Source organism: Sulfitobacter delicatus (assembly GCF_900102535.1).
In the GTDB taxonomy this organism is placed as follows: domain Bacteria; phylum Pseudomonadota; class Alphaproteobacteria; order Rhodobacterales; family Rhodobacteraceae; genus Sulfitobacter; species Sulfitobacter delicatus.
This window is the reverse complement of record NZ_FNBP01000004.1, coordinates 85,768-99,120: the sequence shown is the minus strand read 5'-3', so window position 1 is coordinate 99,120 and position 13,353 is coordinate 85,768. Positions and strand designations below refer to the sequence as shown.

Genomic DNA, 13,353 nt, shown 5'->3' with positions numbered 1-13,353 from the left:
CTACTCGGCTGGCTTCTCCTGCCGGTTTAGCCGCGCCAGCATTGCGGGGAGCAAGACACTGAGAACCACCAGCCGCATGATATGGCAGGCAGCCACAAACCCCGGCACCACCGCCAGCACCGCACCGAGCGCAATCATCGTTTCTAACCCTCCGGGGGCGAAGGCCACCAGCACATGCCCCAGCGGCATGCCCAGAGCCCAAGCAACCGGGACCGCGCCCAAGCCTGCAAGACCCATGGCCACCCCGGTGATCGCGAGCCCTGCGCCAAGACCGCTGGCAAAACGCGCTGGCGTCATTCCAGAGAACCGTGTCCCGATGAGGCTGCCTAGCACCAGATAGGCAATCAGCGTCAGCCAACCGGGCAAAACGCCGGTCTCCAGTTGCGTAAGATGCGCGATGGCGGAGACCACCATCGCCCCCATCAACAGCGGCGCGGGCACGGATAGCTTGCTGAAGATCAAGCCCACCACCACGGCACCCGCCACCAATAGCACGATGGACAGGACGCCCATACCCGCGCCGGGGGGCGCGATATTACCCGTCATATCCACCCCCATCGCCAAGGCGGCAAAAGGCACAACGATGGTCAGGGCCAGCAACCGCACGGATTGGGTGATTGAGATACGCGCCACGTCAGAGCCGCCGTCACTGGCAATGGCCATGACAAAACTCAGATGCCCCGGCGCGGAGGCCAGCAGCGCCGAGCGCGCGTCGAAACCGAAATGGCGCGAGAGCATCCAGCGACAGACCGCCATGATCCCCCAGATCACCCCCGTCATAAAAACAAACGCAAGTGGCCAGCGGACCATGGCATTCACCGCATCATGGTTGAACCCTGCGCCCACGGCGATACCAAGTACCACGAAACACGCATCGCGCAGCCGTGGATCAACTGAGGTGCGCACCCCGCCCAGCCCCAGCACGCTCACCGCGATCACGGGCCCCAGCAGCATATAGACAGGCGCGTTCAGCCACCAGAAGACCAATGCGCCTACACCGCCTACGGCCAGGGTCATCAGCGTTTCGCGCGGGTTGTGGGGGAACTCGGGCCATCTCATGCCATAGGGCTAGCACTTGGCCGCGAAGGGCGCCAGAGGCCACACGCATGGCGCGTATTTTGGCCTCTTGCCCTTTACCGGCAAAAGGGTCATGGCCGAGACGTAAGTTTAAGGCGAAAGGACGGAAAGATGGACAACCTACGCGGCGCGATGCTGATGGTGCTGGCGATGGCAGGATTTGCCATTGAGGATATGTTCATCAAGCTGACCAGCGACGCCCTGCCCGTGGGGCAGATTATCGCGCTCTTGGGCGCGGGCGGCGGCGCGATCTTTGCGGTAATCCTGCGGGTTCAGGGGCGACGTTTGTTTTCCGCCGACATGCTGACCGCGCCGATCCTGCTGCGTGCTGTAGGTGAGGTGCTGGGCACGTTATGTTTCGTGACGGCTGTGGTGCTGACACCGCTGTCTTCGGCCTCCGCCATTTTGCAGGCCACGCCCCTTGCGGTCACCCTCGGCGCGGCTTTGTTTCTGGGGGAGCCGGTCGGCTGGCGCCGGTGGAGCGCGATCATCGTCGGTTTTTTCGGCGTTTTGCTCATCGTGCGGCCCGGATTGGAAGGGTTCAACGCCCTGTCGCTCTTTGCCGTTGCAGGTGTCATCGGTCTGGCCCTACGCGATCTGGCGACGCGCAAAGTGCCCAAAAGCATCAGTTCCATGCAGTTGAGCTTTCTGGCCTTCATCGTGCTCGTCCCGGCAGGCTCGTTGCTGGTGCTCGCTACCGGCACACCATTGGTCATGCCGGGCGGTGCCGAGACGATCTATCTCGCCGGGGCGATGGTGATTGGCGTGCTGGCCTATTACGCCATCGTCGCGGCAATGCGGGTAGGCGAAGTCAGTTTCGTCACCCCCTTCCGCTACACTCGCATGCTGTTTGCGCTGGTTGTCGGGATCATGGTCTTTGACGAATCTCCCGACAGTCTGACCTTGATCGGGGCTGCGATCATCATCGCCTCGGGCGTCTATACCCTCTGGCGCGAGCGCAAAATCACCCCCCGCCCCCGCCGCGGCCTTTCCAAGCCGGGCCTCCCGGGGTAAACCGCAGCAAATCCGAACATGAGGACATTGCCATGAGCACGATCATCGACATCCACGCCCGCGAAATCCTCGACAGCCGGGGCAACCCGACGGTCGAAGTCGACGTCATCCTCGAAGACGGCACGATGGGCCGCGCTGCTGTGCCATCGGGTGCGTCGACTGGCGCCTATGAAGCGAACGAACGCCGCGATGGTGACAAGTCCCGTTACATGGGCAAGGGCGTCTTGGAAGCCTGTGCCGCAGTCAACGGCGAGATCGCCGAAGCGCTGGTCGGGGTCGAGGCCACCGAGCAGGTCGAGATCGACGAGATGATGATCGAGATCGACGGCACTGAGAATAAATCCCGCTTGGGCGCCAACGCGATCTTGGGCGTGTCGATGGCCGCCGCCAAAGCCGCCGCCGACTACTGCGCGCAGCCGCTTTACCGCTACGTTGGCGGCACCACCGCTCGTGTTCTGCCTGTGCCGATGATGAATATCATCAATGGCGGTGAGCATGCCGACAACCCGATCGACATTCAGGAATTCATGATCATGCCGGTCGCTGCGGACAACATCCGCGAAGCCGTGCGCATGGGGGCCGAGGTATTTCACACGCTAAAGAAAGAACTGTCCGACGCAGGCCTGTCCACCGGGATCGGTGATGAAGGCGGCTTTGCCCCCAACATCAACTCTACCCGCGACGCGCTTGATTTCATCCTGAAGTCAATCGAAAAAGCAGGCTACAATCCGGGCGAAGACATCTACCTTGCGCTTGACTGCGCCGCGACCGAATACTTCAAAGACGGCAAATACGTCCTCTCGGGCGAAGGCAAAACCCTGTCGAGCGCCGAGAACGCCGACTACCTCGCAGCGCTCGTGGGCGATTACCCGATCATCTCTATCGAAGACGGCATGGCCGAGGACGATTGGGACGGCTGGAAAGCACTGACCGAACTGCTCGGCGACAAGGTGCAGTTGGTGGGCGACGATCTGTTCGTGACCAACCCCGCGCGTCTGGCCGACGGCATCAAGCGCGGCTGTGCGAACTCCATGCTGGTGAAGGTTAACCAGATCGGCACCCTGACCGAAACGCTGAAAGCCGTCGATATGGCCCACCGCGCGGGTTATACCAACGTGATGTCCCACCGCTCGGGCGAGACGGAGGACGCGACGATTGCAGACCTCGCCGTAGCAACCAACTGTGGCCAGATCAAAACCGGTTCGCTGGCACGGTCCGACAGACTGGCAAAGTACAACCAGTTGATCCGTATTGAAGAAATGCTGGGCGAGACCGCACAATACGCGGGTCGTTCGATCCTGCGGGATTAAACCCGAGGACGTTGAGATTGAACAAAGGGGCGGTGCAACCACACCGCCCCTTTCCTTATTCTTCAGTCCTCACCCGCTAAAGAGCTTTAGGAACTGGCCTTTCGAGTAGTCCAGCAGCAATGCGCCTTGGGCGCTTAGCTTGGGCGCGATGCGCATGCGTACCACGTCTTTATCCGTCTCGAGCGACGCATTCAGCCGCACGACGGTGTCGACCTTGCCATTCGGGCCATCCGCTACTTTTTCCACCATGCCCACCAGCACGCGGTCCCGGCTATAGACGGGCGCGCCGACCAATGCGCTGATCTGAAAGGACTTGGTTACAGGGGCGCCGTTATCTGCAGCAGCGCTGGCTGTGGCAGAGACGCTGGCCGCAGTGGAAGTGTCGCTGTTGCCCGTGTCGTCGCTGCTTCCACCATGCGATCCACCGCCGGTGCCAAGTCCGACATCCACCCCGACGCCTAATCCGCCATCGGAAGAACCACCGGAATCTCCATAGCTGCCAGATCCGTCTGAAGCGTCGGAGCCGCTGGAGTCGTGACCTCCGCCCAGCCCAACATCGACATCCGCATCTACACCGTCATGCCCGACGCTTACATCCGCACCAACGTCCGCGCCCCCGTGTCCATCGCGGCCGCCAATGCCGACACCGACCCCGATGCCCAACTCAGCATGTGCCGCGGGGCTAAGTAGAATGGCTGTTGCTGTCGCGGCCATGGTGGTTCTGAAATTCATGTTTCTGAAACAAGTCATTTATCGTCTCCTTCACAAAAGGCCGATGCTGCACTTTCGGGATATAAAGCATCCCCATCGGCGGTTCTCATGAAGGACACACGCTGAGCGGGTGTGTTTTGTTTCCGAATTGGGCGGAAACAGACTGTTGAACCACAACTTGCTGAAATGATGCAGAAAAACGCAATGATCCACCGCAGAGACGGCACATTCTAGGCGCAATCTGCGGCCCCCGGCATCTTTCCGATATGACGCAGAAACGCCCGAAGTTCAGACCCGGCTGACGGTGCCCCCGCCGACAGCGGCCCGCACACCAGTAGTTCCCGGACAGGACGTGGGCAGCCCCCGCGCCACCCGCACAGCGAGATAGGCAAAGGCCTGCGCTTCAAGCATGTCGCCGTCCAGACCAATCTCTTCAACCGGAGCCACCGGGCAATCAAGGCTTACGTCGAGCATGCGCATCAGGACCGGATTGTGCCGCCCGCCACCGGTCACAAAGACCCGCTCTGGGGGTGCCGGACAATGCTGCATGGCTTCGGCCACCCCAGCCGCGCACATGGCCGTTAACGTGGCGCAGGCATCGGCATCGGAGAGTTCACCGACGAGAGCGATCATTTCCGCAAAATCATTCCGGTCGAGCGATTTTGGCGGCATCCGCGCGAAATAGGGCTCGGCAAGAAACAACTCCAACGCGCCATGCTCGACCCGCCCCCGAGCCGCCAGTCTGCCACCTTCGTCAAAGGCTTGGCCAAGTCGTTCCTGCATCAGATCGTTGATCGGCGCATTGGCCGGTCCGGTGTCAAAGGCCAACAGCGCGCCCTCAGCCTCAGGCCGCTCAATGCCCGGATCAACCCATGTGAGGTTGCCCACGCCGCCAAGGTTGAGGAAGGCAACAGGCTCCTTCAAGCCCGCAAAACGAGCGCAGGCGTGGTGAAAGAACGGCGCCAAAGGCGCGCCCTCGCCGCCCAATTCGACATCGGCGCTGCGGAAGTCCCAGACCACGGGCAAGCCGATCTCACGTGCTAGGAGCGCGCCGTCCCCAACCTGCAAAGTGCCCTGCATACGTGGCGCATGAGCCAAGGTCTGCCCGTGAAAGCCGACCAATTCGACTGCCGCATCCTCATCTAGAATATCGCGCAGGAGCGCCAGATGCGCGGCCTCAACTGCCTCCGCCGCCGCCTCGACTTCGGGCCCATGCCATTTGCCGAATCCGGCGGCGATCATTGCCCGTTCCTGAGCGGAATAACTGCGGTAGGCGCTTTTGCCGAAACCCGTGATCTCCCGCCCGTCGGTGCGCAGAATGGCCGCATCGACCCCGTCCAAGGACGTCCCCGACATCATCCCCAGAGCCGTCACCACCCCGGTTCCGACATGCTGCCTGTGCATGGCCTTATTCATGGCCTTTTCCTTTGTCGCTCGTGCGCATATAGATTGCCCCGCAACACAGTTTTGAGGCAAGTCACCATGACATACCATCCCAAATCGGAGTTCATCCACACGATGATGCAGCGCGGCTTTCTGGCCGATTGCACCGATTATCAGGGATTGGACGAAGCCCTGCTGAAAGGCGCCGTACCCGCTTATGTCGGTTATGACGCCACCGCTAAATCGCTCCATGTCGGCCATCTGGTCAATATCATGATGCTGCGCTGGCTGCAGAAATGCGGCGGCAAGCCGATTACCTTGATGGGCGGCGGCACCACCAAGGTCGGCGATCCCTCGTTCCGCTCGGATGAGCGTCCCCTGCTGACGCCCGAAGCGATTGACGAGAACATCGAAGGCATCCGTCAGGTCTTTGCCCGCTACCTCGACTACGGCGATGGCCCAAGCGATGCGCTGATGCTGAACAACGCCGAATGGCTGGACGGGCTGAACTACCTTGAGTTCCTGCGCGACATCGGGCGGCATTTTTCGATCAACCGGATGCTCAGCTTTGAATCGGTGAAATCCCGGCTCGACCGGGAACAGTCGCTGTCGTTTCTTGAGTTCAACTACATGATTCTGCAGGCCTATGACTTCATGGAACTGCACCGCCGCTATGGCTGCTTGCTACAAATGGGCGGGTCGGATCAATGGGGCAACATCGTCAACGGGATCGACCTGACGCGCCGCGTGATTGATGGCGAAGTCTATGGCCTCACCTCGCCGTTGCTGACCACCAGTGATGGCAAGAAGATGGGAAAATCGGCAGGCGGTGCGGTCTGGCTGAATGGCGATATGCTGAGCCCCTACGAGTTCTGGCAGTTCTGGCGCAATTGCACCGACGCAGATGTGGGCCGCTTCCTCAAGCTCTATACCGAGTTGCCTGTTGAGGAATGCGACCGTCTAGGCGCGCTGGCTGGGTCCGAAATTAATGAGGCGAAGGTGCGTCTGGCCAATGAGGTTACCGCCCTGCTGCATGGCGAAGAGGCCGCACGGAATGCCGAAGCTACGGCGCGTGAGGTTTTTGAAAAAGGCGGTGTGGGCGATGACCTGCCAACTTTGACACTAAGCGCTGCGGATGTGGGTGACGGTATCTCGATCGTCCAGCTGATCGTGAAATCGGGTCTGGCCGGGTCTGGCAAGGAAGCCAAACGTCTGATCGCCGACAATGGTGCGCGGATCGACGACAAGCCGCTCACCGACGCAGGTATGATTCTGGACGCGAACGCTCTGGCGTCGCCGATCAAGCTGAGCGCTGGCAAGAAACGTCATGCTCTGGTGCAGGTCGGGTAAACCAAAGTAGCGGAGGCCTTACGGCCTTCGTTTGCCCTCCGGCGTTCTTAACCACTCATTAACCATGTTCGGCCTCAATGGCGGGATGTTCGATTCCGCCGCCTCTGCGCCTGCGAGCCTGATGCAAGACCCGGCATTCGCGGCGGCGTTGCGCCTGTGTGGCCAACACCCACGCCATCTGCCATGCGGTCTGATGGTCTTGCAGCGCCAGTTCCTCGGGCTGCAGGTCGCGATGCTGCCGCGGGCCGAGCCTCCGGCGGATCTCGCGGCGCAATTGCGTGCTGTTGGGCTGCACCGTGCGCCACTTATCCTATCGCCTCCACACCCCTGCCCTATGCCACCTGCTCTTCGGCTTCGGAAACCGCAATCTATCGCCATACTGGATCTAACCCCGCCAAAGTCGGAACGCCGCGCCGCGCTGCATCCGAAGTGGCGCAACCAACTGCGGCGGGCGGAGGAAGCAGGTCTGCGTGTTACCCATGCGCCTCTGCCGCCGGACCCGAATCATCCGCTGCTTCTGGCCGATGCCGCGCAAGCACGCCGGCGACGCTACGCGACTTGGCCCGCAGCCTTGACCGCAGCTTTCGCGAACACAGCGCCTGCCCAAACCCGGCTCTTCACAGCAAAGCGGGGGCGCAAACCTGTGGCCCATATGCTGTTCTTGCGTCATGGGCGCGGTGCGACCTACCACATCGGACATATCTGTACCGAGGGCAAAACCGCTCACGCGCATAATCTGCTTCTCTGGCAGGCTGCAAATTGGCTGGCTGACCAGGGCCATAGCCATCTCGATCTCGGCCCGCTGCACCCTGCCACACCAGGGCTTTCCCGGTTCAAACTCCGCTGCGGGGCCAAGCCGCAGGAGACCGGGGGCAGTTACCTCTACTGGCGACCTTGGGCTTAGCCACGCTTGCACCGCTTCGCTCTTCGTGTTGAACTGAACGAGCGTTCATATTTCGGGGGAGCCAGCACATGAAACTCGACACCACAGCCGCCATTATCACCGGAGGCGCCTCAGGCCTTGGCGAAGCAACCGCACGGTATTTCGCTTCCCAAGGGGCGCAGGTCACCTTGCTCGACCGCAATGCCGAACGGGGCGAAGCGGTTGCAAAGGAGATCGGCGGGTATTTCATTAAAACCGATGTCACAGACGAATCCTCGGTTCAGTCAGCAATCGATTTCGCGGTGGAGAAGATGGGCCGCATCACCGCTGCCGTGAACTGCGCAGGCATCGCGCTCGGGATCAAGACCATAGGCCGCGACGGCCCCCACCCGCTTGATGCCTTCCAGCGCACCGTGGACATCAACCTCGTCGGCAGCTTCAACGTCGCCCGCCTTGCAGCCGTGGCCATGGCGCGGAACGAGCCCGAGCCTGACGGCGCGCGCGGGGTGATTATCAACACCGCCTCTATCGCCGCCTTCGACGGGCAAAAGGGTCAGGCGGCCTATGCGGCCTCCAAGGGCGGGATCGTGGGCATGACCCTGCCCATGGCGCGCGATCTGGCCAAGGAAGGCATCCGTGTGATGACCATCGCTCCGGGCATTTTCAAGACACCGATGTTGGCTGGACTGCCCGAAGAGGTACAGGCCGAACTTGCGAAAGACGTGCCCAACCCGGCCCGTCTGGGTGATCCGTCCGAATATGGGCGGCTCGCCGGGTTCATTGTCGAGATGGGCTATCTCAATGGCGAGGTGATCCGCCTCGACGGGGCGCTACGGATGCGCTGATGCCCCTGCAGAACCGCGTTCAGCCTACGGGAGAGATCATCGCCCACCCCGCGCGGGGTGGGTTCATGGGGAACCGTGGTATTCTGCATGACGAGAATGGGCTGCACCCCAGACGCCGTTGGGTGCATCAGAACTGGGTCTGTTGTCGGCTCGAGTTCAAAGGGCGGCGACGGAAGCTCATGGCTCCGCGCTGCTATACCGAACTGTTCTTTCTCGATGAGGCCGTCGCCTTCGCAGCGGGTCATCGCCCCTGTGCGGAATGTCGACGCGCGGATTACGAGGCTTTTCGGAATTGCTGCGAGATCGGTGGACCGGCTGCTGCTCTCGACAAGGTGCTACATGTGGAACGTGCTGTTGCCCGTCGGTTTTTGCAAAAACGACACGCGGGCTTTGCTGCGGCGGACTTACCCGAGGGCAGTTTTATCCTGGATGAAAGCGGCCAATGCGGAGTGATCGCTGGTGACACCTTTCACCCTTACCGACCAGACGGCTACGCCGCCCCGAAACCGCGCCCGCTGGGTGAGGTAACCTTGCTCACACCACCGAGCATCATCAACGCATTCCGAGCAGGCTATCGCCCGCAAATCCTAGTAGGCGCAGGTGGTTAACCGCCCGCCTTTTCTTCCAAAGCCATCCACTCTTCTTCGGCGTTCGAGAGCTTCTCATGCCGCTGCACCAGCGCATCAGTCGCCTTTTGGAACTTCACCGGCTCGCGGGTGAATAGCTCAGCATCGCTCAGCAGTTCTTCGAGTTTGGCGATCTCTGCTTCCAGCCGTTCAATCTCACCCGGCAGCGCTTCGAGACGGTGTTTTTCCGTGAAGCTTAACCCGTTAGACTGTTGCTTTTTTTCGGCCTTCGGCTCGGACTTGCTCGGCTTGGCTTTGACCACACTCTCCGAAAAATCATCCTGTCCGCGCTGTGCCAGATAGTCGCTCCAGCCCCCGGCATAGACCGTAGCACGGCCGTCGCCTTCCATTGCAATGGTCGTGGCGGCCACGCGGTCGAGGAAGTCGCGGTCGTGGCTCACCAGCAGAACCGTGCCGTCGTAATTGCCCAAGAGTTCTTGCATCAGATCAAGCGTTTCGACATCTAGATCGTTGGTCGGCTCATCGAGGACCAAAAGGTTCGAGGACCGCGCCATGATCTTGGCCAGCAACAGCCGCGCCTTTTCGCCGCCCGAGAGCGAACGCACGGGCGCGCGGGCTTGGGCTTCGTCGAAGAGGAACTCTTTAAGGTAGCCGACCACATGTTTTGGCTGGCCGCGGACCAGCACCTGATCGGCTTTGCCTGAGACGCGCATGTCTGGATCGCCCGTCAGGCTGTCCCAAAGCGTCATATCGCCATCCAACTGCGCGCGGGCCTGATCAAACAGCGCCAGTTCGAGGTTGGTGCCGAGTTTGATCTCACCCTGATCGGGCTCTTCCTTGCCAATCAGCATATTGAGCAGCGTGGTTTTGCCCACACCGTTCGGCCCTACAAGCGCGATCCGGTCGCCGCGCTGCACGGTGATCGAAAAATCGCACAGGATTTGTTTGTCGGCGAATTTCTTGGCCACGCCAGTCGCTTCGATCACCTTGCGGCCAGACTTCGGCCCGGCCTCCAGCGCCATGGCGGCGGTGCCTTGGCGGGTGATCTGCGCGGAGCGTTCGGCGCGCAGCTCTTGCAGGGCGCGCACGCGGCCTTGATTGCGCTTGCGGCGGGCCGAGATGCCCTCAACCGCCCAACGCGCTTCGGCCTTGATCTTGCGGTTCAGCTTGTGGCGCTGTGTGTCTTCTTCTTCCCAAATCTGGTCGCGCCAAGCTTCAAAGCCTTCAAACCCGATCTCCTGACGGCGCACGGCGCCGCGGTCGATCCAGAGGGTCGCGCGGGTCAGATTGCGCAGGAAGGCGCGGTCGTGGCTGATGATGACAAAGGCGGTGCGGGTGCTTTTCAGCTCAGCTTCGAGCCAAGCGATGGCTTCGATGTCGAGGTGGTTGGTCGGCTCGTCGAGCAGCATCAGTTCCGGCGCTTCGGCCATCAGGCGTGCCAAGGCGGCGCGGCGGCGTTCGCCGCCCGAAGCGGTGGCGACGGGGCGGTCGGGGTCGAATTTAAGCCCCTCGCCTGCCCGCTCGACCTTGTACATCTCGCCCGGGTCCAGCCCATGGGCGGCGAACTCGCCCAAGGTCTCGAACCCCGAGAGGTCCGGCTCCTGCTCCATATAGCCGACCGAAACGCCGGGGCCTGCGACAACGCCGCCGCTGTCAGGCTCGACCAGTCCGGCCATGACCTTCATCAGCGTGGATTTACCGGAGCCATTGCGGCCCACTAGGGCCAGCCGGTCGCCGGTCTGGACCACCAGTGAGAGGTCTTCGAAAACAGGATCGCCGCCAAAGGTCAGCGAAATGTCGGTGAGTTGTAAAAGGGGTGCGCGTGCCATGGCTGCCAGCTATCCCCCGGCGCGGGTAAGGTCAATGTCCCGCAGCGTGTTTCGGCGCGGCCAGGGCGCGTAACAGGCGCTTGCGGCCTGCCGGGATCGCCGCGATCTCGAGCCCCGTGAAAACGTGCAGCGTATTCATCGCGCGGTCGACCACGGCATGATCGCTGACCCAGCCCCCCATGGCGAGATAGCTGCGCAGCAGCGGCGGTAGGGCCTGCAGACCGGCGCGTGGGTCGGAGGATGGTAGCGCGGCGAAGCGGACCACCTCGGGGGCTTTGACACCGGGGCGCCAAGCCTCGGGGGCGAGGTGGCGAGCGTTGAGCAGGGCAAAGGCGTTGCAGTAGGTCTCGGCTGCGATCCCGGCAAAGGACGAGCAACCAAAGAGCAGTTCGGCCTTTAACGCGTCTACCTCCCCCGCCAACCGTCCCCATGCCAGCCGTAGGATGTCCGGATCGTGCCAGTCGGGGTGGACGCAGAAGCGGCCCAACTCCAGCATCGCGCCCGGAAACCGGTCGAGCGCAGAGAGATCGTAGAATTGGGCAGAATAGCTTCGATGTAAGTTGCTTGCGTCGAATGCCGTTAGCCGGAAGCTGCACACCGGCTCTGCACCCTCTCGCGGTTCGATCAGGAACTGCCGCGCTGCGGTGTCGAAGGGGTCGGCCTCGTGCAAAGTCGCGTTGCCAAAGCAAAGCGCCCGCAGCGCACGGACACGGGCAAGGTCGGACGGCGTCTCGGCCCCTCGGACAAGATACCGCCCCGAATGGGGTTCTGTCATCGCTGTGGCCACAGGCGCTTAGCGGGCAGCGCCGTCATCGCTTAGCTGCCAAAGGCTGTGGGGCTAAAGCGTCCTAGGTTGCCCATCAGCTGACGCAGGAAGGATTTATCCTTTACTGGCGAAGAGGTAACGCGCCGTGACAGGGGGACAACTTGGCCCTTTTCCAATCCGAAGCGTTCGACATTCTCCACGACACCCGCGTTGTTGAAACTGATCGCCACCACTTCGCGGTTAATCTCTTTCGGAGCAAGGAAGCCGAGCGCGCGTTTGCGCATCTTCACATAGTAGTAGCTGTCATCATTCAGCAGCCCGCCCGCAGTCGGCACACCGATTTTCTCGGCCACGCTTTCCTTGGTGTCATTGCCAACAACAACTTGCTCAAGCTGGTCCGCAGGGGGCACATAGCCGTGGTTCTCGTACTGAGGTGCACAGGCACCGAGCAGCAGCAAAAGGCCCAAAGATCCGGCCCGCAAGCTGGTTGTACCGGTCGGTTTCGTGATGCGCATTTGGTCTGCCCTCTTGCCCTGACGGATTATGGCTTTTATTTCGCATACACTAAGGCACCCTAAGTGTTCAAGAAACGAAAGTCGGTTCTCATGTCGCGCACACCCCCTTCTGCCACTGCTCTGCGGGTTTCTGACCTGTCACAGACAGAGGCCAACAGTTTTGCCCTGCGCCCGGAGGCGGACGTATTGGCCAGTATTGCCGAGGAGCTGGAAATCTCGGCCCTGCGCAAGCTCAGCTTTGCCGGAGCGGTCACGCCACTCGGTAAGCAGGACTGGCAACTCAACGGTAAACTGGGGGCCACAGTCGTACAGCCCTGCGTTGTTACGCTAGAACCGGTGACCACGCGCATCGACGTGCCCGTCACGCGCCACTTTGTCCGCGACTTCGAAGAGCCGGACGAAGAAGAGATCGAAATGCCCGAGGACGACAACAGCGAGCCACTGGGCAAATGGATTGACCCCGCACAGGTGATGATTGAGGCGCTGGCGCTCGAAGTTCCGGAATACCCCCGCAAGGACGACGCCGAACTCGGCTCTATGATCTTGACCGAACCCGGTCAGAAACCGATGACCGATGAAGACGCGCGGCCCTTTGCGGGGCTCGGAGCGCTGCGCGATGCGCTAAAGAACGACGAAAGCTAAGGAAACGGGCGGAAAACCGCGGAATTACTTGCTTGCATCGGCTCGTATTCGCGTTATTTTGCCGCCCTCACCCGAATTAAGGTTGGACATTGCGCGGCTGCGGCCCTAAAGCGTCGTCACGCCCGAAACGGGGTCCGAATTGAAACACGGTTGCGGCACGCCAAGTGCAGGTCAGCAACCCCGAAGGCAAAGGCACCAGACATGGCTGTCCAACAGAATAAAGTATCCAAATCGCGTCGCAACAACCGCCGCGCTCACGATTCGCTGACAGCAGCGAACCCGAACGAATGTTCGAACTGTGGCGAGTTGAAGCGCCCGCACCACATCTGTGCTGCCTGCGGTCATTATGACGACACCGAAGTTGTCGCCCTGACCGAAGAAGTAGACCTGGAAGACGACGCAGCCTAAGCTGGCGTCGTTATTCAAGTTTTTCAAAGGCAA

General features: G+C 61.4%; 14 protein-coding genes. 8 read left to right on the top strand and 6 right to left on the bottom strand.

All coding sequences use genetic code 11. From position 1 onward, the window contains the following. The gene (locus BLS57_RS09005; protein ID WP_244153638.1) at positions 1 to 1,017 is read right to left on the bottom strand and encodes an AbrB family transcriptional regulator; all 1,017 of its coding nucleotides are present in this window, start codon (positions 1,015 to 1,017) and stop codon (positions 1 to 3) included. Positions 1,018 to 1,188: 171 nt separating this feature from the next. On the opposite strand from BLS57_RS09005, the gene BLS57_RS09000 reads away from it, so the two are divergent. Together BLS57_RS09000 and eno are read left to right on the top strand one after the other, a co-directional pair. Continuing rightward, positions 1,189 to 2,091 (top strand): DMT family transporter, encoded by a 903-nt coding sequence (locus tag BLS57_RS09000; RefSeq protein ID WP_093741413.1) that lies wholly within the window; start codon positions 1,189 to 1,191, stop codon positions 2,089 to 2,091. A 32-nt stretch (positions 2,092 to 2,123) separates the two neighbouring features. Beyond that, complete coding sequence (gene eno / locus BLS57_RS08995) at positions 2,124 to 3,401, top strand: phosphopyruvate hydratase (protein WP_093741411.1); 1,278 nt, start codon at positions 2,124 to 2,126, stop codon at positions 3,399 to 3,401. Between the two features lie 69 nt (positions 3,402 to 3,470). On the opposite strand, the gene BLS57_RS08990 is transcribed toward eno, so the two are convergent. Together BLS57_RS08990 and BLS57_RS08985 are read right to left on the bottom strand one after the other, a co-directional pair. Next, positions 3,471 to 4,151, bottom strand: coding sequence for a hypothetical protein (locus BLS57_RS08990; protein WP_139186621.1), 681 nt, complete (start codon positions 4,149 to 4,151; stop codon positions 3,471 to 3,473). A 249-nt stretch (positions 4,152 to 4,400) separates the two neighbouring features. Further along, the gene (locus tag BLS57_RS08985; protein WP_093741408.1) at positions 4,401 to 5,528 is read right to left on the bottom strand and encodes an anhydro-N-acetylmuramic acid kinase; all 1,128 of its coding nucleotides are present in this window, start codon (positions 5,526 to 5,528) and stop codon (positions 4,401 to 4,403) included. 66 nt (positions 5,529 to 5,594) lie between these two features. Between BLS57_RS08985 and tyrS the strand changes: the two genes are divergently transcribed. The 4 genes from tyrS to BLS57_RS08965 all read left to right on the top strand — a co-directional run bounded on the left by tyrS (position 5,595) and on the right by BLS57_RS08965 (position 9,181). Beyond that, positions 5,595 to 6,845, top strand: coding sequence for a tyrosine--tRNA ligase (tyrS, locus tag BLS57_RS08980; RefSeq protein WP_093741406.1), 1,251 nt, complete (start codon positions 5,595 to 5,597; stop codon positions 6,843 to 6,845). 64 nt (positions 6,846 to 6,909) lie between these two features. Beyond that, complete coding sequence (locus BLS57_RS08975) at positions 6,910 to 7,749, top strand: GNAT family N-acetyltransferase (protein ID WP_093741405.1); 840 nt, start codon at positions 6,910 to 6,912, stop codon at positions 7,747 to 7,749. A gap of 68 nt (positions 7,750 to 7,817) precedes the next feature. Next, complete coding sequence (locus BLS57_RS08970; RefSeq protein ID WP_093741402.1) at positions 7,818 to 8,573, top strand: 3-hydroxyacyl-CoA dehydrogenase; 756 nt, start codon at positions 7,818 to 7,820, stop codon at positions 8,571 to 8,573. Further along, positions 8,573 to 9,181 carry a hypothetical protein gene (locus BLS57_RS08965; RefSeq protein ID WP_093741400.1) on the top strand — a complete coding sequence of 203 codons (609 nt, stop codon included), beginning with the start codon at positions 8,573 to 8,575 and terminating at the stop codon, positions 9,179 to 9,181. The genes BLS57_RS08970 and BLS57_RS08965 overlap by 1 nt, the downstream gene beginning before the upstream one ends. Here BLS57_RS08965 and BLS57_RS08960 read toward each other — a convergent pair. Genes BLS57_RS08960 through BLS57_RS08950 form a run of 3 tightly spaced genes read right to left on the bottom strand, consistent with a single transcriptional unit; the run spans position 9,178 to position 12,270 of the window. Beyond that, positions 9,178 to 10,989 (bottom strand): ABC-F family ATP-binding cassette domain-containing protein, encoded by a 1,812-nt coding sequence (locus BLS57_RS08960; protein ID WP_093741398.1) that lies wholly within the window; start codon positions 10,987 to 10,989, stop codon positions 9,178 to 9,180. The two genes, BLS57_RS08965 and BLS57_RS08960, sit on opposite strands and share 4 nt — an antisense overlap. Before the next feature lie 31 nt (positions 10,990 to 11,020). Then, positions 11,021 to 11,764, bottom strand: coding sequence for a GNAT family N-acyltransferase (locus BLS57_RS08955; RefSeq protein ID WP_093741396.1), 744 nt, complete (start codon positions 11,762 to 11,764; stop codon positions 11,021 to 11,023). A gap of 41 nt (positions 11,765 to 11,805) precedes the next feature. Continuing rightward, on the bottom strand, positions 11,806 to 12,270 hold the full coding sequence (locus BLS57_RS08950; protein WP_093741394.1) for an outer membrane protein assembly factor BamE: 465 nt from the start codon (positions 12,268 to 12,270) through the stop codon (positions 11,806 to 11,808). Positions 12,271 to 12,360: 90 nt separating this feature from the next. On the opposite strand from BLS57_RS08950, the gene BLS57_RS08945 reads away from it, so the two are divergent. Continuing rightward, on the top strand, positions 12,361 to 12,912 hold the full coding sequence (locus tag BLS57_RS08945; protein ID WP_093741392.1) for a DUF177 domain-containing protein: 552 nt from the start codon (positions 12,361 to 12,363) through the stop codon (positions 12,910 to 12,912). A gap of 201 nt (positions 12,913 to 13,113) precedes the next feature. Further along, a complete protein-coding gene (rpmF, locus tag BLS57_RS08940) occupies positions 13,114 to 13,320 on the top strand; it encodes a 50S ribosomal protein L32 (protein ID WP_093741388.1) in 207 nt (68 codons plus the stop codon). Positions 13,321 to 13,353 lie beyond the last annotated feature (33 nt).

Coding starts and splice junctions, on each gene's coding strand:
- BLS57_RS09000 (WP_093741413.1), top strand. CDS start 1,189: ATGGACAACCTACGCGGCGCGATGCTGATGGTGCTGGCGATGGCAGGA.
- eno (WP_093741411.1), top strand. CDS start 2,124: ATGAGCACGATCATCGACATCCACGCCCGCGAAATCCTCGACAGCCGG.
- BLS57_RS08975 (WP_093741405.1), top strand. CDS start 6,910: ATGTTCGGCCTCAATGGCGGGATGTTCGATTCCGCCGCCTCTGCGCCT.
- BLS57_RS08985 (WP_093741408.1), bottom strand. CDS start 5,528: ATGAATAAGGCCATGCACAGGCAGCATGTCGGAACCGGGGTGGTGACG.
- BLS57_RS09005 (WP_244153638.1), bottom strand. CDS start 1,017: ATGACCCTGGCCGTAGGCGGTGTAGGCGCATTGGTCTTCTGGTGGCTG.
- BLS57_RS08945 (WP_093741392.1), top strand. CDS start 12,361: ATGTCGCGCACACCCCCTTCTGCCACTGCTCTGCGGGTTTCTGACCTG.
- BLS57_RS08960 (WP_093741398.1), bottom strand. CDS start 10,989: ATGGCACGCGCACCCCTTTTACAACTCACCGACATTTCGCTGACCTTT.
- rpmF (WP_093741388.1), top strand. CDS start 13,114: ATGGCTGTCCAACAGAATAAAGTATCCAAATCGCGTCGCAACAACCGC.
- BLS57_RS08955 (WP_093741396.1), bottom strand. CDS start 11,764: ATGACAGAACCCCATTCGGGGCGGTATCTTGTCCGAGGGGCCGAGACG.
- BLS57_RS08950 (WP_093741394.1), bottom strand. CDS start 12,270: ATGCGCATCACGAAACCGACCGGTACAACCAGCTTGCGGGCCGGATCT.
- BLS57_RS08970 (WP_093741402.1), top strand. CDS start 7,818: ATGAAACTCGACACCACAGCCGCCATTATCACCGGAGGCGCCTCAGGC.
- BLS57_RS08965 (WP_093741400.1), top strand. CDS start 8,573: ATGCCCCTGCAGAACCGCGTTCAGCCTACGGGAGAGATCATCGCCCAC.
- BLS57_RS08990 (WP_139186621.1), bottom strand. CDS start 4,151: ATGACTTGTTTCAGAAACATGAATTTCAGAACCACCATGGCCGCGACA.
- tyrS (WP_093741406.1), top strand. CDS start 5,595: ATGACATACCATCCCAAATCGGAGTTCATCCACACGATGATGCAGCGC.